Below are 18,160 nucleotides of genomic sequence, written 5' to 3'. Positions count from 1 at the left end.
TTTCCGGGGCACGCCCCCATCCCTGACCCGCCAACCGGTCGGCCAGGCAGCACACGATCACGAGGAGCCTCACCATGAAGATCTCGACCACGGGCAAGGCCGCGGCGGTCGTCGCCTGTGCCGCCATCACCCTCAGCGGGTGCAGCAAGAAGAACGACAACGGCGGCGGCGGGTCGGCTTCTGCTGCGGGCGGTTCCACCGCGGCTCCGGCAGCGGGCGGCGGTCAGAAGAAGATCGCGTTCGTGCCCAAGCTGCAGGGCATCCCCTACTTCGAGGCGATGAACGCGGGCGGCAAGGCGGCGGCCGGCGCGTTGGGTATCCAGTGGCTCTACCAAGGCCCGACCACGGCCGACGCCGCCGCGCAGACCCAGATCGTCCGGTCGTACATCCAGCAGAAGGTCGACACGCTCATCGTGGCGCCGAACGACCCGAACTCGATGGCGCCGGTCCTCGCCCAGGCCAAGGCGGCCGGCATCAAGGTACTCACGTCGGACACGGACGCACCCACATCGGTGCGCTCCACCTTCGTGTCGCAGGCATCCACCGACGGCATCGGCACCGGCCTGACCGACCAGATGGCGACGGCCATGGGCAAGAAGGGCAAGTACGCGATCGTGTCCTGTGGTGAGACCGCCGAGAACCTCAACAGCTGGATCGCCGTGCAGAAGAAGGTCGCCGCTCAGAAGTACCCGGGCATGCAGCTGGTCTCCGTCGTCTACGCCGGTGAGGACCAGAACAAGGCCACCCAGATGGCGACCGACCTGATGAACGCGCACCCGGACCTGACCGGCCTGGTCGGGGAGTGCACCTCGTCGGCTCCGGGCGTCGCGCAGGCCGTCAAGTCCGCCGGCAAGATCGGCAAGGTCCACACGGTCGGGCTCGGCACGCCGAAGTCGATGGCGCCCTACCTCAAGGACGGCTCGTCCTCGGCATCGATCCTCTGGGACGTGCAGAACCTCGGCTACCTCACCGCGTGGGCAGGACTCCAGGCCGCCAGCGACAAGCCGTTCGCTGCGACCAACAACGTCAGCTCCAAGATGCCGGCGGTGAAGTACGACGACGCGACCAAGACCCTCTTGCTCGGCCCGCCGCTGGTCATCACGAAGTCCAACGTCGACCAGTTCAACTACTGAGTCGCCAAGCAGGAGAAGGGAACTCATCGTGGATGCCCGGCTCGAGCTGCGGGACATCTCCAAACGCTACGGGGGTGTGCGTGCGATCCGGCACGCCGACCTCGTGGTCGAGCCGGGCTCCGTCCACGCCATCGTCGGTGAGAACGGCGCCGGCAAGTCGACGCTGATCAAGATCGTCGCCGGTGCCGAGGGCGCCGACACCGGGTCGATGGCCTTCGAGGGTGCCCCGATGCACCTGGCGTCCACCCAGGACGCGATGGCGTACGGCATCCAGACCGTCTATCAGGAGCCGCAGCTGTTCGCCGACCTGACGGTCTCGGAGAACATCTTCATCGGCCGTGAGCTCACCCAACGCGGCCGTGTCGACTGGGCCGAGCAGCACGGTCAGGTGCTGGATCTGCTCGAGCTGCTGGGTCTGCCCGAGCGCTATGCGACCAGGCCGGTGCGCGAGCTGTCCATCGCCGAGCAGCAACAGGTTTCGATCGCGAAGGCGCTCGCGGGCAACGCCAAGGTGCTGATTCTCGATGAGCCGTCGGCGATCCTCACCGACTCCGAGATCGAGGTGCTCTTCGGTGTCGTACGGCGGCTCACCGACTCAGGTGTCTCCGTCATCTACATCTCGCACCGGCTGGACGAGCTGCCGCGCATCTGCGACCGGGTGACCGTCATGCGCGACGGCCGCACCGTAGGCACCTGGCCGATCACCGAGCTCACCATCCGGCAGATCGTCGAGCTCATGGTCGGTGGCGAGCTGGAGGACCACACCGAGGCGCGCACGCCGCAGGACTCGGAGCCGCGGCTGGCGCTCGAGAACCTTGCCGCTGCAGGCCATTTCAGTGACGTCAACGTCGAGGTGCGGCCGGGCGAGATCGTCGGTCTGTACGGCCTCGTCGGCTCGGGTGTCGCCGAGATCGCCGAGGTGGTCTATGGCATGCGGGACCAGACAGGTGGCCGGATCTTGTTGGAAGGTAAGCCGATCCACCCCCGCAGTCCGCGCGCGGCACAAAAGCTCGGCATCGCACTGCTGCCGGCCAACCGCAAGGCGCAGGGCATGTTTGCGTTTCAGTCGATCGCGTTCAACATCGGCGTCGGCAACCTGAGCCAGCTGTCGAGAGGCGGTTGGATGAATCGCGGCAAAGAGACGTCCGTCGCCAAGAACATGATCGACCGACTCGCGATCAAGACTCCGACCGAGCAGGTGCCCGTGTCGGCGATGTCCGGCGGCAACGCCCAAAAGGTAGTGCTGGCAAGGCAGCTCGTCGAGCGGCCGCCAGTCCTGGTGCTGGCTGAGCCGACTCAAGGCGTCGACGTCGGCGCCAAGGAGGAGATCCACCGGATCATCGCCCAGCTCGCCGACGACGGCACAGCAGTCCTCGTCGTGACCTCAGACCTGTCCGAGGCGCTGCGCATCTCTGACCGCATCCATGTGGTGGTCGCCGGCACGACCGCAGCCGAGTTCGCGCCGGGTGCGAGTCAGGCGGACGTGCTCGCTGCGGCAGCCGGTGCCGACGCCGACGCACGGCACGCCTCGACCGAGGACGGAGTCTCCGCATGACCGCCCAGCTCGAGACCCGAGAACCCAGCACTGCCAAGGTCGCTCGTCGGATCCTGCCTTCCCCGGTCACCGGTCAGGAGTGGGTGCTCGGCGCGGTGCTGGTGGCCCTGTGGGTGATCCTCTCTTTCACGACACCCGCCTTCGCGACCTCCGGTTCGTGGCAGCCGCTGCTCGCCTCCGTCGCGCCGGTCGCGGTCATGGGAGTCGGCATGACCGCGGTCATCATCACCGGCGGCATCGACGTCTCCGTCGGTGGCGCAATGATGGTCACCGGCGTGACGACCGCCAAGATGCTGGTCGATCAGGACGTCTCCCTGCCTGTTGCGGTGCTGCTGGCGATGGCGCTCGGTGCGGTGCTCGGTCTGGTCAACGGCCTGCTCATCGCGTACGGCCACGTGCACGCGATCATCATCACCTTCGGCACTGCCAACGTGCTGCAGTTCGTCGGGCGGCAGATCTTCAACAGCCAGACCGTCAACGGCATCCCGGACACGTTGGACTTCTTCAGCCGTGGCGAGAACGGCCGCACGCTCGGCATCCCCCACAGCTTCGTGCTGACCCTCGTCATCGCGGTGCTCGCGTGGATCTACCTGCGGCACATGCGCGGTGGCCGCCATCTGTACGCCATCGGCGGCGACCCGCTCGCCGCGCGGCTGGCCGGCATCCGCGTCCAGCGCTACGTCGTCCTGACGTACGCCGTCACAGGCTTGCTCGTCGGACTCGCCGCGGTCTTCACGATCGCCTCGGGCACGTCGACGCTCGACCAGTCGATCGGCAGCGGCCAGGAGCTGGCGGTCATCGCGGCCGTCGTGATCGGTGGCACGTCGATCACCGGCGGACGCGGATCGGTGCTCGGCACTGTCCTCGGCGCGCTCCTGGTCCAGACGGTCTCTTCCGGAGTCACCCAGCTCGGCTGGCCGAGCCAGCTGTCCGACTTCTTCGTCGGTCTCGCCATCGCGATCGCCGTCGGCGCCGACCTCCTCCGCCAGCGAACGCGGCAGCAGCGAACGGGGCAGCAGCCATGACCCAGACGACGACCTCACCCGAGACGCACGACCCGGCCACCGATGACGGCGACCGCGGCCCCGGACTGGCGGCCCGCGCCGTACGCGCGCTCCTCACCCAGCGCATCGTGCTGCTCGCAGCGCTGCTCGTGCTCGTCCTGGTGTGGATGACGCTGCTGGACTCGGGCGGCTACCTGACGGGCGCGTACGACTCGGACTACCTGTCGGCTGCCCTCGTCGACGCGGTGCCGATGTGCATGCTCGCGCTCGCGGAGCTGGTCGTGATCGTGTCGGGCCGCGGCGGCATCGATCTGTCGATCGGGGCCATCGTGTCGCTGGCCGGCATGGTGTTCGGGTTCGCCTACGGCCGGTGGGGATGGAGCCTGCTGGCCGCGATCGTGCTCACGGTGCTCGCCGGTGCGGCGCTCGGAGCGGTCAACGGACTGCTCGTGGCGTACGTCCGGTTCCCCGCCCTGATCGCGACGCTGGCGACCTACTACGCGTACAAGTCGCTCGCGCTGGTCATCACCGACTCCAAGCCGATCTCCGACACCGAGGTGGCCGAGCTCTACTCGATCACCCGGTCCGTCGAGATCCCCGTCATCGGCCACGACCTGCCCGACGTGCCGCTCGGCGTCTTCACGTTCCTCATCCCGACGGTGATCGTGATCTGGCTGCTGACGGCGCGTACGACGTTCGGCCGCCGGCTCTTCGCCATCGGCACCAACGACGTCGCGGCCGAGTGGTCAGGGCTGGACGTACGCAAGACCCGCTTCACGTCGTACCTCCTCGCCGGCGCGATCGCGGGGCTGGTGGCGGTGTACATCTCGGCACAGTTCGCCTCGGCCCGACCGGACGCCGGTACGAGCGGCAACGGGCTCGCGCTGCCCGCCATCACGATCGCGGTGCTCGGCGGTGTCGCGATCACGGGCGGCATCGGGCGGGTGTCCGGTGTGGTGCTCGCGACGTTCCTCATCACCTGGCTCAACGCGGGCATCCTGCTGGCCTTCACGGGCAACGACGGCACGCAGTACCAGCTGCTGGCGCTCGGCGTCGTGCTGATCTTCGCGGCGCTGCTCAACGGTGTGACCCAACGTCGCTACGGCGGGAGTCGCTGATGCCGACCACCTGGTCGCCGGAGCTCGTCAGCCCCGACCTGCTCGATCTCACCCACACGCTCGGTGAGCCCGCGCGGGACCTGGCCGTGCTCGCCGAGGGCAACACCTCCGAGCTGCTCGACGACGGCCGACTCGTCGTGAAGGCGTCCGGCGCCAACCTCGCTTCGGCGACCGCGGAGGACTTCGTGGTCGTTGACGTGGCCGAGGTGATGGCGGTGGTTGAGTCGCCGGACTCCACGCAGTCCGAGCTCAGCGCGGTGCTCGTCGCATCCGACGGCGTGCGGCGCGCGTCCATCGAGACGGTCGTCCACGCCGCGGTCCACGCGGCCGCCGGCGGCGCGCGCTTCATCGGTCACACCCACCCGACGGACGTCGTCGGGCTGCTCGCGAGCGTGCGCGCGAAGGAGGCCTGGCAGCAGCTCGTCTACTCCGATGAGGCCGTCGTGGTCGGCCGCCCGCTGTTCGTCCCGTACGCCTCGCCCGGCTTGGCCCTCGGCCGCACCTACCTCGGTGCCCTGCGCTCGTACGTCGCCGAGCACGATGCTCTCCCGCAGCTCGTCCTCCTGGCCAACCACGGCATCGTCGCGATCGCGCCCACTGCGGTCGGCGTCGAGGCGGTCTCGACTATGGCGGTCAAGGGCGCCCTGGTGCGAGCGACGGCATACGCCGTGGGTGGTCTCGCCCCGCTGACCGACGAGCAGGTCACGACGTTCTTCGCGCGCGACGACATCGCCGCGCGCCGCACCGACCTCGCCTACGGGCGACCCTCGTTGGTTGAGCCGGGCGAGCGCCCTGGCGCGAGCCCGAGTCGAAACCAGGCGACCGCGGAGATCGAGTCTCCCCAGATGGCACCAGGTTTCGACTCGGGCTCGCCTAGCGGCTCGCCCGGCTCAACCAACGGGGTGGCGGCTCAACCGAGGGGAGGGTGTCCCGTCAGGTGGGGCGCGAGTCCGTGGATGGGGTGCTGCGCAGACTGTGCACTGCCCCATCTCATAGGGCAGTGCACAGCATGCAACGACACCCGTTCGCCGGCGACGGCCCCATGTGGTGGGGCGGAGTCGCCGCGACCTGCGCTAGCGCTCCCGCCGGCTCAACCAACGGGATGGGCGACTCCAATGACCACGTTCTCTGAAGGGGGCATCCACCATGACTGACACCGACGTGCCGCAAGGCGTACGCGACCTGCTCGCTCGTAGCAACCGCCTCGGCTCCGACCCGACCGTCACCAACTACGGCGGCGGCAACACGTCCGCGAAGGTCACCGTGACCAGTCCGGCGAGCGGTGAGCCGGTCGAGCTGCTCTACGTCAAGGGCTCCGGGGGAGACCTCGGCACGCTGAAGGCGGCTGGACTCGCGGTGCTCGAGCGGGGCCGGCTCGTCGAGCTGGACCGCGTCTATCGCGGTGTCGAGCACGAGGACGAGATGGTCGACCTGTTCGCGTTCTGCTCGCACGGCCCCGGCGGCGCGGCGCCCAGCATCGACACCCCGATGCACGGCCTCGTGGACCACGCCCACGTCGACCACCTCCACCCCGACGCGGTCATCGCGCTCGCCTGTGCGGCCGACGGCGAAAAGCTCGTCAAGGAGATCTGGGGCGGCGCGGTCGCGTGGGTGCCCTGGAAGCGTCCGGGCTGGGAGCTCGGCAAGGCCATGCGCGAGCTGTCCGCCAAGGACGGTGTCATCGGTGCCGTACTCGGTGGGCACGGCCTGACCGCTTGGGGATCGACGAGCGAGGAGGTCGAGGAGCGCAGCCTGCGGATCATCCGCGAGGCCGGCGAGTACCTCGAACGTGAGTCGACCGCGGAGCCCTTCGGTGCGTACGACGACGCTCGCTCTCCCCTCGCGCTCGCCGCCCGCCGTGCTCGCGCCGCCGAGCTGTTTCCTCACTTGCGCGGTGTCGCGTCCCGGGACAGTCGGCAGGTCGGTCACTTCACCGACAGCGACGTGGTGCTGGACTTCCTCGCACGCGAAAAGGCTTATGACCTGGTGCATCTCGGCACCAGCTGCCCGGACCACTTCCTGCGCACCAAGGTGCGTCCACTCCTGCTCGACACTGCTCCGGATGCACCCGTGGAGACTGTGGTCGCGCGGCTGCACGAGCTCGAAGAGGAGTACCGCGCCGAGTACCAGGCGTACTACGACCGGCACCGCACCGACGACTCACCCGCGATGCGGGGTGCCGCTCCGGCGATCGTGCTGGTGCCCGGCGTCGGGATGTTCTCCTTCGGTGCCGACAAGCAGACCGCGCGGGTGGCCGGTGAGTTCTACGTCAACGCCATCAACGTGATGCGCGGTGCCGAGGGTGTGTCGACCTACGCCCCGGTCGACGAGGCGGAGAAGTTCGCCGTCGAGTACTGGATCCTCGAGGAGCGCAAGCTGCAGCGGCGGCCCAAGCCCAAGGAGCATGCCGGTCGGATCGCCCTGGTGACGGGTGGTGCCTCAGGGATCGGGCTCGCGACCGCCCGGGCACTCGCCGCTGCCGGCGCCAACGTCGTTGTCGCTGACCTCGACCAGAGCAAGGTCGAGGATGTGGCGGCCGAGCTGGGTGGCTCTGACCGGGCGGTCGGCATCAAGATGGACGTCAGCGACGAAAACGCTGTCGCTGCAGGGGTTCTGGAGGCGGTCCTGGCCTTCGGCGGCATCGATCTGATCGTCAACAACGCGGGCATCACCCGTGCCGGCTCTCTCAGGGACACCGCGTTCGAGGACTGGGACCTGCAGTACAAGATCATGCCGCGCGGCTCGTTCGTGGTGGCCAAGGCGATCGAGCCGGTGCTGCGTGCTCAGGGGCTGGGTGGCGACCTGGTCAACATCTGCTCCAAGAACGCTGTCTTCGCCGGCCCCGACAACGTCGCCTACTCCTCCGCCAAGGCAGCGCAGGCTCACATGGTGCGCCTGCTGGCGGCCGAGCTCGGCGGCATCGGCGTGCGGGTCAACGGCATCAATCCCGATGGCATCGTTAAGGGTTCGGGCATCTTTGCCGGGGGATGGGGCGCGTCGCGAGCGAAGACGTACGGCGTCGCGGAGGAGGACCTCGGCAAGTACTACGCGCAGCGCACCGTCCTTAAGGAGGAGGTGCTGCCCGAGCACGTCGCGCTCGCGGTCGTCGCACTCACCAACGGCACGCTGCCTGTGACGACCGGCCTGATCATCCCGGTCGATTCCGGGGTGCCGCAGGCCTTCATGCGCTGACGAGAGGACCGGGATGACCAATCAGATCGGCGTACACGCTCTTGTATGGGTGGGCGGCTGGAGTCCGGACGAGGCACGCAAGGCCATTGAGTCGACCAAGGCTGCCGGGTACGACCTCATCGAGCTGGCAGCCATCGATCCGTCGACCTTCGACACGGATCTGACCGCAAAGTTGTTGCAGGACAACGAGATCGGCGCAGCCGTCTCACTCGGTCTGACCGACGACACGGACGTCTCGAGTGAGGACCCCGACGTCGTGGCACGTGGTCGTGCACTTCTGCTGGACGCTGTCCACCTGGTCCGTGACGTCGGCGGCTCGTATCTCGGCGGAGTGATCTACTCCAAGCTCGGGCGGTACGCCGCGCCCGTCACCGAGCGTGGTCGGGCGAGCTCGGTCGAGTCGATCGCCTGGCTCGCCGACCGCGCGGCTGATGCCGGAGTGACGCTCGGCCTGGAGTTCTGCAACCGCTACGAGACCAACGTCCTCAACACGACCGAGCAGACGCTGGCGTTCATCGACGACGTCGATCGACCGAATGTCGTTGCGCACCTGGACGTTTACCACATGAACATCGAGGAGGTCTCGTTCAGCGAGGCCGTGCACCGGGCCGCTGATGCCGGTCGCCTCGGCTACGTCCACCTCGGCGAGTCGCACCGTGGTGCGCTCGGCACGGGGTCGATCCCGTTCGAGGAGTTCTTCACCGCGCTGCACGATGTCGACTACGACGGCGTGCTGACGTTCGAGTCGTTCTCCTCAGAGGTCGTCCATCCGACGCTGTCGTCCAACCTGGCCATCTGGCGCAACACCTGGACCGACAGCATGCAGCTCGCTCTGAACGCGCGCGCGTTCATCCGCACCCACTACGGCGCCTGATCGGAGCCCACCATGTCCTCACCGGCCGACCTCGACACCTTCACCATCGAGCTGCCCTCGTGGGCGTTCGGCAACGCCGGCACACGGTTCAAGGTGTTCGCGACGCCTGGGGTGCCGCGAGACCCGTACGAGAAGATCTCGGACGCTGCCCAGGTGCACCGTTACACGGGCCTGGCGCCGCGGGTCTCACTGCACATCCCCTGGGACCTCGTCGACGACTACGACGCACTGGCGAGGCACGCGGCCGACGAGGGTGTCTCGATCGGGGCGATCAACTCCAACCTTTTCCAGGACGACGACTACCGGCTGGGTTCACTCGCCAACCCGTCCAAGGCCGTACGCGACAAGGCGATCGCGCACCACGCCGCGTGCGTCGACGTGATGCGCGCGACCGGGTCGACCGACCTCAAGCTGTGGCTCCCGGACGGCACCAACTACCCCGGTCAGGACTCGATCCGTGCGCGACAGGACCGGCTGGCCGACTCGCTCCAGCAGGTCTACGCGCTGCTGGACCCAGGCCACCGGCTGCTGATCGAGTACAAGCTGTTCGAGCCGTCGTTCTACACGATGGACATCCCCGACTGGGGCACGGCGCTGACTCACTGCCTCGCCCTCGGCGACCAGGCGAACGTGGTGCTCGACACCGGTCACCACGCACCCAGCACCAACATCGAGTTCATCGTGGCGATGCTGCTGCGCGCCGGCCGGCTCGGAGCGTTCGACTTCAACTCGCGCTTCTACGCCGACGACGACCTGATGGTGGGAGCGGCGGACCCGTTCCAACTGTTCCGCATCCTCAACGAGATCGTCGAGCAGGACGCCCACCTGCCAGCGTCCGGCGTGAACTTCATGCTCGACCAGTGCCACAACATCGAGCCGAAGATCCAGGGTCAGATCCGTTCGGTGCTCAATGTCGAGGAGGCCCTCGCCAAGGCGCTGCTGGTCGATCGAGCCGCGCTGACCGCCGCCCAGCAGGAGGGTGACGTGCTCGGCGCGCACGCTGTGGTGATGGACGCGTACAACACAGATGTGCGTCGATCGCTCGCTGACCGGCGCGAGGACAAGGGCCTGGAACGCGATCCTGTCGCGGCTTTCCGGGCTTCTGGCTACCTCGACCGAGTCAGCGCGGAGCGCGTGGGTGGTCTGCAGGCGTCATGGGGCGCATAAAGGGTCCACACTAGAGAGTGCGTGGGATCCCGCGCCGTCGGCAATGACAGGACACCTGGTGACCCAGCACGCGACCGAACCCGTACAGACCATCACGTCCGCCGAGGGGCGGGACGTCTGGGCCGAGTACTCCCACGAGGTCCTCATCGAGACCGCGGGACGCTACAACGGCCTCATCACCTACACCGAACTGGCCGCCGAGGTTCAGGCGCGCTCCGGCCTGCGCACCCGCAGCCCGATGCGCAGCTGGATCGGTGGCGTACTCGGCCTGGTTGTGACCCGCTGCCACGAGGCCTCCGAGCCGCCCCTCACCTCGCTGGTCGTCCGCAAGGACGACGGTCATGTCGGCGACGGCTACGACGCCGTCCTCGAGATCGGCGGTCTGGACCCCATCGAGGACGAGGCCGAGCGCGAGAACCACGCCGCCGGCGCCCGGCTCGAGTGCTACCGCCGCTGGTGCGACAACGTGCCGTCCAACGCCAAGCCGACGCTGTCGCCCAAGGTGGTCGCCAAGCGTGACGCCACCCGCGCGGCCCTGCCGGCTCGTCGTGGTGCGATCTGCCCGACGTGCTTTACCGAGACCTCCGTCACGGGTGTCTGCACGCGCTGCAACGGCGGCTGAGCAGAGGCTCGCACTTTCCGGACGCGCCTCGTCCGGAAAGCCTCTTACGCTGCGGTGATGGCCGATCACATCACCGCACGCGCGTTCCATCACGAGGGTCTGTCGGACTGGCGCGCCTGTGACGGCGGCGTCAGTGCTTGGTACGACGCCCCTGACCTCGCGACCGCGCTGGGGTTCGCCGTCGCGGTGGCTGCCCTGCCCCAGTGCGTGGACCATCCGCCGGATCTCGATGTGCGCAGCACAGGTCTCATGGTGCGGCTGAACACGTTCATGCCGGGGCCGGCCGGCCTCAGCGATCTCGACGTCGCCGCAGCCCGAGCCATCTCCGACGTGGCCCGCGAGCACGCCCGCGTCGCCGACCCGTCTCGGATCGGCAACATGGTGCTCAACATCGGGTCGACCTCCCCGGCGGCGATCGTGCCGTTCTGGAGCGCCGTGCTGGGGCTGGACGAGGTCGACGGTGAGCTGAACGACCGGCTCGCCCGACAGCCTGTCGTCTGCTTCCAGCACCTCGAGGAGCCACGTCCAGGACACGGCCGGATCCACATCGACGTATGGGTCCCGCACGACCAGGCCGAGCCGCGCATTGCCGCCGCGCTCGCTGCCGGAGGTCGACTGGTCAGCGACACGATGGCGCCGTCGTGGTGGATCCTCGCCGACCCCGACGGCAACGAAGCCTGCGTCGCCACCTGGATCGGCACCGACGGACAGGGCTACCCGGACTGACCCATCGCCGAGAGGCAAACCAACGCACCCACGGGCGTACCCCGGAGGTGTGCCCCTCGAGCGATCGGTATGCCTCTCGGTGGATTGGCCATCTATATAGATCAGATATATAGTTGCCTTAAGCACAGAGTCGTGCCGATCCCATCTCCGTCACTCGAGGTCCCGCATGTCCGTCACCAGTCCTCACGAGCGCCTTGTCGACGCACTCTCGGCCCTGGGCCGAGCGACCCGGGCGACGGCCGCGCACTGGGAGAGCACCAACGGCACCGTCGGCCGGTCCGACCTCGGCGTCCTGAAGTGCATCGGGGGCCACGGTGAGGTCCGGATGGGCGATCTCGCCACCGCCCTCCAGGTCCACCCCTCGGTGATCAGCCGCCAGGTCTGCGCGCTCGAAAAGCTCGGGCTGGTCGTACGACGTGCTGACCCGGACGACGGTCGCGTCGGTCTGATCCGTGTCACCGAGGAGGGCCGAGTCCAAATGCATGACAGCACAAGGGCTTTCGCGGCTTTCCTGAGTGACCGGATGGCCGGTTGGGACCCCGACAAGGTCGCGCTCGCGGCCGATCTGATCTACGAGATCTCGGAGAGCCTCGGCGCCTCCGAGCCAGCAACAACCACTGAGGAGCTCACCACCGTATGACCACCGCCGTCGCCGAACCTCGACAAGACGGCCAGATGACCCACCGCGAGATCCTCGAGATGCTCGCCGGCCTGCTGGCTGCACTGTTCACCGCAATCGTCAGCTCGACGATCGTGTCCAACGCGCTCCCGACCATCATCGGCGAGCTCAAGGGCAGCCAGACGCAGTACACCTGGGTCGTCACGATCTCCCTGCTGACGATGACGATCACGACGCCCATCTGGGCCAAGCTGTCCGACCTGTTCAACAAGAAGCTGCTCGTGCAGCTGGCGATCGTCCTCTTCGTGATCGGCTCGATCTTCGCCGGCATGTCGACCAACGTCCCGATGCTGCTGGTCTTCCGCGGCGTCCAGGGTGTCGCCATGGGCGGGCTCACCGCGCTCGCTCAGTCGATCATCGGCTCCGTCATCCCGCCGCGCGAGCGTGGTCGCTACAGCGGCTACATGGGCGGCGTCATGGCGCTCGCCACCGTGAGCGGCCCGCTGATCGGCGGCATCATCGTCGACACCAGCTGGCTCGGCTGGCGCTGGTGCTTCTACGTCTGCGTCCCGCTCGCCGTCTTCAGCCTCTACATGCTGCAGCGCTACCTGCACGTCTCAACCGTGCGCCGTGAAGTCACCATCGACTACCTCGGCGCAGTCCTCATCGCCATCACCGCGGGCCTTCCCCTCATCTGGGTCTCGTTCGCCGGCAGCTCCTACGACTGGCTGTCCTGGCAGACCGCGGCCTTCCTGGGTGCGTCTCTGGTCGCCGGCATCGGCGCGTACGTCCAGGAGACCCACCACCGCGAGGCGCTGGTGCCGATCACAGTGATGCGGACGCGTACGACTGCCCTCGCCATCGCGGGCAGTCTCGCCGTCGGGATCGCGATGTTCGGCGCCCCGGTCTTCCTCGGTCAGTACTTCCAGATCGCCCGTGACCACACGCCGACCGAGGCCGGACTGCTGATGATCCCGCTGATGCTGGGCTCGCTCGTCGGCACTGCGGGCTCCGGTCAGTTCATCACCCGCACCGGGCGCTGGAAGAACATCATGGTCGGCGCCGCAGCATTGCTGATCGTCGGACTGCTCCTGCTCGGCACGATCGACCACGCGACTCCGCTGTGGCACGTCTCCTGCTTCATGGTGCTGGTCGGTATCGGCATGGGCGGCCTGCTGCAGAACCTCGTCCTCGCGGTGCAGAACACCGTCGACGTCACCGAGGTCGGCGCGGCCAGCGGCACGGTGTCGTTCTTCCGCTCGCTCGGTGGTGCGATCGGTGTGTCCGTCCTCGGCGCCGTCCTGGCGAACGATGTGAAGGACCGGATCGCGACCGGCCTGACCGGTCTGGGTATCGACCCGAGCAAGGCGTCCAGCGGCTCGACCAGCACCCTCGACGTGCACGCGCTCCCGGCTCCGGTGGCGCATGTGGTGCGCGGCGCGTACGGCGACTCGACGAGCGTGATCTTCCTGGTCGCGGGGATCGCGGCCATCGTGACGCTGCTGAGTGTCCTGGCCATCAAAGAGGTGCCGCTGCGTCGTACGGTCCACAAGGCGGCCGATGATGAGCCGGCCGTCGAGGCGGAGGTGCAGCACGTGGGCTGAGCCCGTCGAGCGGACATAGTCGATCGGGCCGCGCCATGTGGACTTTGGCAGATATCAATATCGCCAAGGTTCGGAAATGGTGGCGCCGATCCACCAGACTCGGCGTCGACTCGACCGGATCGTTCGCAGGGAGCTGTGGCCATGAGGACTCGTCGCGCAGCGCGCGAGGTGCGCCGGCGCCAGGCCCGCAGGACGACAGCTCTCCTGTCCACGCTCGGGGCGGCTCTCCTCGCAGGCGTCCTCGTCGTGGTGGTCGCGGTCGGGCTCGGAGGCGGTGTTCGGCCGACGCCGCTCGCGGGCCTGCTCGGGACGGCCGAACCGACGGCGCCATCGGCCTCGGCTTCGACGTCGTCCTCCGCCACGGTGACGGCCGACCCACTGGGCGTCCCCGCCGATGCGAGCGACTGGACCACCAGGTCAGCGCCGCGACGTCAGCTGACGTCGAGCCCGCCCCACCGCAAGACGACACCGCCACGCAGTACGCCGACCGCGACCTCACCCCGGACGAAGCCGCCCAAGCCGAGCCCGACCTGGACAGGCTGGCCGACCTGGACGATGCCCGGTCCGGGCTGGCCGACATGGACCAAGACGCATGGACCGTGGCCGACCGGCAAACCGACTCGACCGCACGGCTGGTGAGCGCAAGCCCCTTCACCTGTCTGCGGCCCGCTGTTCGATCCGTCGACACGCCCTGATCTCCCGAAGGCCCGGCAAAGGTGGCGCCGATCCACAAGACTCGACGTCGAGTCCACCGGATCGTTCACAGGGAGCCGCCGCATGAGCACACGCCGCGCTGAGCGCGAGGTGCGTCGGCGTCGGGCTCGTCGCAGGTCTGCATTGGGGGCAGCACTCGGTGCGATTCTCGTGGCCGGCACCGTCGTCGGGGCGGTCGCGCTCGGATTCGGCGACACCGACCGGCTGCCCTCGCCGCCTGCCACGTCAGCGGCGGCCGAGTTCAACCCGTTCGGGACGGTTCGGCCGACGACGCTGGCGTCTGCGAGCCCGACGAGCGAGGTCGCCCCCACCACGACCTCCGCGCCCAAGACTCTCGCGGCGGCGGACGCCAGCGTCCTCGAGGCATCCCCGCTCATTCGTCGCTCGGCAGCCCACCATCGTCGTACGGATCGAACTGACCCGCCGCGCAGTACGCCCACACATCACCGGACCACGAAACCGACGCACAAGCCGACCCGGACGAAGTCGTCGTCCGACAGCTCGACGTCCTAGGACACCTGTGCTGCGAGCGACTCGGTGAGCCGGGTGAGCTGTTCGGCGGTCACCGGGGCTCCGGACGCCGTGACGGTGATCGCGCCATTGCCCTCGGGCCGTACTGGAACCCGCGCCGCGGCCACGTGCTCGACCGCGACGAGGGCGGTGCCGAGACTCGATTTGCCCACGCGCTCGAGGTAGCGGCTCAAGGCGGTGACCGTCATCTCGTCTTCGCGCTGGATCTGCGGCGCGGCGAGGTTGATGGCCGAGCCGCGTCGGACGGCGTAGGTGCGGACGACGACGGTCGTCTGGCCGACTCGATAGCTGCAGTCGGCGTACACGCCGTCGGACATCTCGAGCGGGGAGAGCGTCGAGTGGGCGGGGTCGGCGAGCGCGGCGCTGGCCTTGTCGTCTGGTGCGGTCGCCTGGTCGCCGGTCGCTGTCGTCGGCCCCGCGGCCGCAGCCACTCCCGTCAGGTGCGCGGCCCGCGCTGCCGCGCCGATGTCGTATGCGACCGCGCAGTGGTCGCTCTCACCCGGGGCGTTGGCGCGAAACGCCACCAGGTCGAGGGCTCGCGCAGTACTTGTCGTTGACGTGGGCGCCGCCGAGTCGTCGGAACAACCCGTGAGGGTGAGGATCAGGCCGGCGGCCACGGCTCCTGCTGCTCGGTATCGCACTCGGGCCATGCTAGGGCCGCCCGGTGTCAGGCCCCGTGTCACGGCCCGGTGCCACGGCCCCGTGTCACGGGGAACGGCGTCAGGTCGGGACGCGGGTCCCGGTGAGCTCCTCGGCCACGGCCCACAGGCGAGCGCCCACCTCCGCATTGCGTCCTGGACGCGGGATCGCGGCCTTCGTGGTCGGCCCGACCAGACCGAAGCGGCCACCGGGCCCGTAGTAGATGCCGTTCTGCGCACCCGGGTCCGCGGCGGCGTACAGCAGCGGCTCGGCGCCCTGCTCGACCTCCTGCTTGGGCATGACGTCCAGCAGACCACCCGGCGACAACCAGCTCGGCCGGTCTCGCCCCATCAAAGGCCCGGACGTCTGCAGGTTGGTCTTGGTGTAGCCCGGGTGCGCGAGCGTGCTGCGCAGCTCCCAGCCCTGGGTGGTCGCGTGGGACGCCAGGTGCAGAGCCATCAGCATGTCGGCGAGCTTGGACTGGCTGTACGCGCGCCACCGCTTGTAGCCATGTTCGGACTGCAGGTCGTCGAACTGAATCTTGCCCCAGTTGGCCATCCCACTCGACATCGTCACGACGCGAGGAGCGTTGCCCTGCAACACGATTGGCAGCAATAGGTTGGTCAAGGCGAACGGTCCGAGAAAGTTGCTGCCCAGCTGCATCTCGAAGCCGTCGGCCGTTTCCATGCGTGTCGGTATGGCCATCACGCCCGCGTTGTTGATGAGCGTGTCGACCGGACGACCGTCCGCGATCAGGCCCTCCGCGAACTCACGGACGACGGCCAGGTCGGCGAGATCGAGCCGTCGTACGCGCAAGGTGGCGTCGGGAGACTCGCGCAGGATCTCCGCCTTGGCCGCCTCGCCCTTGTCCGGCGTTCGTACGGCGAGCACCACCTCCGCGCCCGCCGCGGCCAGGCGTCGGGTCGCCTCCTTGCCCGTGCCGCTGTTGGCGCCGGTCACGACGACGTAGCGTCCAGTTTGATCAGGGACCTCGTACACGGCGGCTCCTTCGAGAGGCAATAATAGACCGGCGGTCTGTTTCTCGTACGACCGTAGCAGACCACCGGTCTCTTGTGCACCCATGGGGAAGGACTCGACGATGACTCCGGCAGGGCAGGCCGACTTCCGACGGGCGCGGACCGACGAGCAGCGCGCCCAGCGGCGTACCGAGATCTTGACGACCACCCACGACCTGCTCACCCGGACGAGTGCTCGCGACCTCAGCCTGAACGAGATCGCGCGCCAGGTCGGGCTGGCCAAGTCCAACGTGCTGCGCTACTTCGAGTCGCGCGAGGCGATCCTGCTCGACCTGCTCGACCAGGAGTACGACGGATGGCTGACCGACCTTGAGGCAGCGCTGGCTGGCTCGACCGTTCGTGTCGGCCGGGAGCGCGTCGCCCGTGCCGTCGCCGAGACCATTGCTGAGCGGCAGGTGCTGTGCGACCTGCTCGCGTCGTCCGCCTCGGTGCTCGAGCACAACGTGTCGGGCGAAGTGGCAGCGGCCTACAAGCTCGGCCTGCTGGATGGGATGCAGCGGCTGGTGACGTTGGCGGCTGCTTACGCCCCTGAGATCGACGGTCCGCGCGGACTGCCTTTTGCCGCAGGTGTCTACGCCGCGATCTGCTCCATCTGGCCGGCGTGCCGGCCCTCGCCCGGGATGCTCCTGGCGTACGAGCAGCACCCGGAGCTGAAGGCGTTCCAGCTGGACTTCCCGGTCGCGGTGCGCGAGCTCGTGGCGACGGTCATCGCCGGGCTGGAGCAGCGGGAGCCGGACCTGAGTCCCTAGTCACCGTGGGCGGCGACAGTCACCGTGGGTGGCGACGAGCCAGGTGCAGGACGATGTCGCTGTTCACCTCGACCGCGGCCGGCAGCGCGTCGAGGATGCGAGTCAGCACGGTCTCCCGGTCGGCCGGCGAGAGCATCAGGTAGGCCGAGGCCGTCGACAGGATGCCGACATACTCCTCCGCCGGCACCATCTCCCGTCGCTCGATCGTCGACTGCTGGACGTCGGTGAACAAACCCGACTCCTGGAGCACACGGCCGGGCCAGCGCATCTCCTCGTCGTCGGGCACGGTGTCGTCCGGCGGCCGCATGCCTTCGCTCGGCACCAGCTCGCTGCGTGCCTGCTCCGCCAGCGTCGCCACTGCAGGGTCGTTCAGCGTGACCGGGCCACCGAACGACGCGAGCGTGCCTCCGTCTCGGAGCAGCGCGGCCAGTCGATCCCATCGGCCGGGCACCTCCGTCCAGTGCAGGGCCATGCCCGCGAAGACGAGGTCGTACTGCGAATCGGCTTGTAAATCCTCAAGACTCGACTGCACGGTCACGGCCTCCGGGACGTGGCGCTGCAGCTCGGCGAGCATGTTCGCGTCAGGCTCGGAGGCGGTGACAGCGATGCCGCGGGCAGCAAAGACGCGGGTTGCCTTGCCGGTGCCGGCCCCGATCTCGAGCGCGGTGTGCACCGGATCGGACGCGTAGTCCAGGACGCGGTCGACGAGCTCAGCCGGATAGCCCGGCCGATAACGCTCATACGCTTCCGCCGCCGAGCCGAAGGTCAGCGCTCGGATCGTCATTTCTCGAAGGTACCGCGGCCAAGCCTGAATTCCCTTCTCGTTGCTCTAGTTTGAAGAATCGACAACCTGACTCGGGAGAAGGTTCGATGGAC

Annotated in this window: 18 protein-coding genes; 15 read left to right on the top strand and 3 right to left on the bottom strand. The window is 68.4% G+C overall.

The annotated features are described in order from the left end of the window. Positions 1-74 precede the first annotated feature (74 nt). The 14 genes from VV02_RS00520 (at position 75) to VV02_RS00455 (ending at position 14,841) form a co-directional block, all read left to right on the top strand. Positions 75-1,133: an autoinducer 2 ABC transporter substrate-binding protein gene (locus VV02_RS00520; protein WP_052589232.1), complete on the top strand. Its 1,059-nt coding sequence runs from the start codon at positions 75-77 to the stop codon at positions 1,131-1,133. Between the two features lie 28 nt (positions 1,134-1,161). Further along, positions 1,162-2,688, top strand: a complete 1,527-nt coding sequence (locus VV02_RS00515) for a sugar ABC transporter ATP-binding protein (protein WP_218917323.1) — start codon at positions 1,162-1,164, stop codon at positions 2,686-2,688. Next, positions 2,685-3,713: an ABC transporter permease gene (locus VV02_RS00510; protein ID WP_052589230.1), complete on the top strand. Its 1,029-nt coding sequence runs from the start codon at positions 2,685-2,687 to the stop codon at positions 3,711-3,713. Before VV02_RS00515 ends, VV02_RS00510 begins: the two co-directional genes overlap by 4 nt. Then, complete coding sequence (locus VV02_RS00505; protein ID WP_083449797.1) at positions 3,710-4,810, top strand: ABC transporter permease; 1,101 nt, start codon at positions 3,710-3,712, stop codon at positions 4,808-4,810. Before VV02_RS00510 ends, VV02_RS00505 begins: the two co-directional genes overlap by 4 nt. Then, positions 4,810-5,964 carry a class II aldolase/adducin family protein gene (locus VV02_RS00500; protein ID WP_083449796.1) on the top strand — a complete coding sequence of 385 codons (1,155 nt, stop codon included), beginning with the start codon at positions 4,810-4,812 and terminating at the stop codon, positions 5,962-5,964. The genes VV02_RS00505 and VV02_RS00500 overlap by 1 nt, the downstream gene beginning before the upstream one ends. After that, positions 5,957-8,002, top strand: coding sequence for a bifunctional rhamnulose-1-phosphate aldolase/short-chain dehydrogenase (gene rhaD / locus VV02_RS00495; RefSeq protein ID WP_052589229.1), 2,046 nt, complete (start codon positions 5,957-5,959; stop codon positions 8,000-8,002). The genes VV02_RS00500 and rhaD overlap by 8 nt, the downstream gene beginning before the upstream one ends. Positions 8,003-8,015: 13 nt before the next feature. Next, entirely contained in the window at positions 8,016-8,876 is an 861-nt protein-coding gene (locus VV02_RS00490) for a sugar phosphate isomerase/epimerase family protein (RefSeq protein WP_052589228.1), read from the top strand. A 12-nt stretch (positions 8,877-8,888) separates the two neighbouring features. Further along, positions 8,889-10,043, top strand: a complete 1,155-nt coding sequence (rhaI, locus tag VV02_RS00485; RefSeq protein WP_052589227.1) for an L-rhamnose isomerase — start codon at positions 8,889-8,891, stop codon at positions 10,041-10,043. Between the two features lie 58 nt (positions 10,044-10,101). Then, positions 10,102-10,665 carry a hypothetical protein gene (locus VV02_RS00480; protein WP_245632961.1) on the top strand — a complete coding sequence of 188 codons (564 nt, stop codon included), beginning with the start codon at positions 10,102-10,104 and terminating at the stop codon, positions 10,663-10,665. Positions 10,666-10,722: 57 nt separating this feature from the next. After that, positions 10,723-11,391, top strand: coding sequence for a VOC family protein (locus tag VV02_RS00475; RefSeq protein WP_052589226.1), 669 nt, complete (start codon positions 10,723-10,725; stop codon positions 11,389-11,391). A gap of 166 nt (positions 11,392-11,557) precedes the next feature. After that, positions 11,558-12,031 (top strand): MarR family winged helix-turn-helix transcriptional regulator, encoded by a 474-nt coding sequence (locus VV02_RS00470; RefSeq protein ID WP_052589225.1) that lies wholly within the window; start codon positions 11,558-11,560, stop codon positions 12,029-12,031. Next, positions 12,028-13,614, top strand: coding sequence for an MDR family MFS transporter (locus tag VV02_RS00465; protein ID WP_052589224.1), 1,587 nt, complete (start codon positions 12,028-12,030; stop codon positions 13,612-13,614). Before VV02_RS00470 ends, VV02_RS00465 begins: the two co-directional genes overlap by 4 nt. 141 nt (positions 13,615-13,755) lie before the next feature. Then, positions 13,756-14,253, top strand: a complete 498-nt coding sequence (locus VV02_RS00460; RefSeq protein ID WP_157063199.1) for a hypothetical protein — start codon at positions 13,756-13,758, stop codon at positions 14,251-14,253. Between the two features lie 138 nt (positions 14,254-14,391). Continuing rightward, a complete protein-coding gene (locus VV02_RS00455) occupies positions 14,392-14,841 on the top strand; it encodes a hypothetical protein (RefSeq protein WP_157063198.1) in 450 nt (149 codons plus the stop codon). Here VV02_RS00455 and VV02_RS00450 read toward each other — a convergent pair. After that, on the bottom strand, positions 14,838-15,500 hold the full coding sequence (locus VV02_RS00450; RefSeq protein ID WP_157063197.1) for a hypothetical protein: 663 nt from the start codon (positions 15,498-15,500) through the stop codon (positions 14,838-14,840). The genes VV02_RS00455 and VV02_RS00450 overlap by 4 nt on opposite strands. 79 nt (positions 15,501-15,579) lie before the next feature. Then, a complete protein-coding gene (locus VV02_RS00445; RefSeq protein ID WP_052589220.1) occupies positions 15,580-16,497 on the bottom strand; it encodes an SDR family oxidoreductase in 918 nt (305 codons plus the stop codon). Positions 16,498-16,597: 100 nt separating this feature from the next. On the opposite strand from VV02_RS00445, the gene VV02_RS00440 reads away from it, so the two are divergent. Further along, positions 16,598-17,284, top strand: a complete 687-nt coding sequence (locus VV02_RS00440; protein ID WP_052589219.1) for a TetR/AcrR family transcriptional regulator — start codon at positions 16,598-16,600, stop codon at positions 17,282-17,284. Positions 17,285-17,303: 19 nt separating this feature from the next. Here VV02_RS00440 and VV02_RS00435 read toward each other — a convergent pair whose 3' ends face one another. Beyond that, a complete protein-coding gene (locus VV02_RS00435; RefSeq protein ID WP_052589218.1) occupies positions 17,304-18,068 on the bottom strand; it encodes a class I SAM-dependent methyltransferase in 765 nt (254 codons plus the stop codon). Positions 18,069-18,160 lie beyond the last annotated feature (92 nt).

Source organism: Luteipulveratus mongoliensis (genome assembly GCF_001190945.1).
Classification (GTDB): Bacteria; Actinomycetota; Actinomycetes; order Actinomycetales; family Dermatophilaceae; genus Luteipulveratus; species Luteipulveratus mongoliensis.
This window is presented reverse-complemented; position numbering and strand designations above follow the sequence as displayed.

Excerpts from the sequence above, each read along its gene's own strand:
- VV02_RS00440 (WP_052589219.1), top strand. The coding sequence starts at position 16,598 with ATGACTCCGGCAGGGCAGGCCGACTTCCGACGGGCGCGGACCGACGAG.
- VV02_RS00500 (WP_083449796.1), top strand. The coding sequence starts at position 4,810 with ATGCCGACCACCTGGTCGCCGGAGCTCGTCAGCCCCGACCTGCTCGAT.
- VV02_RS00460 (WP_157063199.1), top strand. The coding sequence starts at position 13,756 with ATGAGGACTCGTCGCGCAGCGCGCGAGGTGCGCCGGCGCCAGGCCCGC.
- VV02_RS00490 (WP_052589228.1), top strand. The coding sequence starts at position 8,016 with ATGACCAATCAGATCGGCGTACACGCTCTTGTATGGGTGGGCGGCTGG.
- VV02_RS00510 (WP_052589230.1), top strand. The coding sequence starts at position 2,685 with ATGACCGCCCAGCTCGAGACCCGAGAACCCAGCACTGCCAAGGTCGCT.
- VV02_RS00520 (WP_052589232.1), top strand. The coding sequence starts at position 75 with ATGAAGATCTCGACCACGGGCAAGGCCGCGGCGGTCGTCGCCTGTGCC.
- VV02_RS00505 (WP_083449797.1), top strand. The coding sequence starts at position 3,710 with ATGACCCAGACGACGACCTCACCCGAGACGCACGACCCGGCCACCGAT.
- VV02_RS00455 (WP_157063198.1), top strand. The coding sequence starts at position 14,392 with ATGAGCACACGCCGCGCTGAGCGCGAGGTGCGTCGGCGTCGGGCTCGT.
- VV02_RS00470 (WP_052589225.1), top strand. The coding sequence starts at position 11,558 with ATGTCCGTCACCAGTCCTCACGAGCGCCTTGTCGACGCACTCTCGGCC.
- VV02_RS00465 (WP_052589224.1), top strand. The coding sequence starts at position 12,028 with ATGACCACCGCCGTCGCCGAACCTCGACAAGACGGCCAGATGACCCAC.
- rhaD (WP_052589229.1), top strand. The coding sequence starts at position 5,957 with ATGACTGACACCGACGTGCCGCAAGGCGTACGCGACCTGCTCGCTCGT.
- VV02_RS00435 (WP_052589218.1), bottom strand. The coding sequence starts at position 18,068 with ATGACGATCCGAGCGCTGACCTTCGGCTCGGCGGCGGAAGCGTATGAG.
- rhaI (WP_052589227.1), top strand. The coding sequence starts at position 8,889 with ATGTCCTCACCGGCCGACCTCGACACCTTCACCATCGAGCTGCCCTCG.
- VV02_RS00475 (WP_052589226.1), top strand. The coding sequence starts at position 10,723 with ATGGCCGATCACATCACCGCACGCGCGTTCCATCACGAGGGTCTGTCG.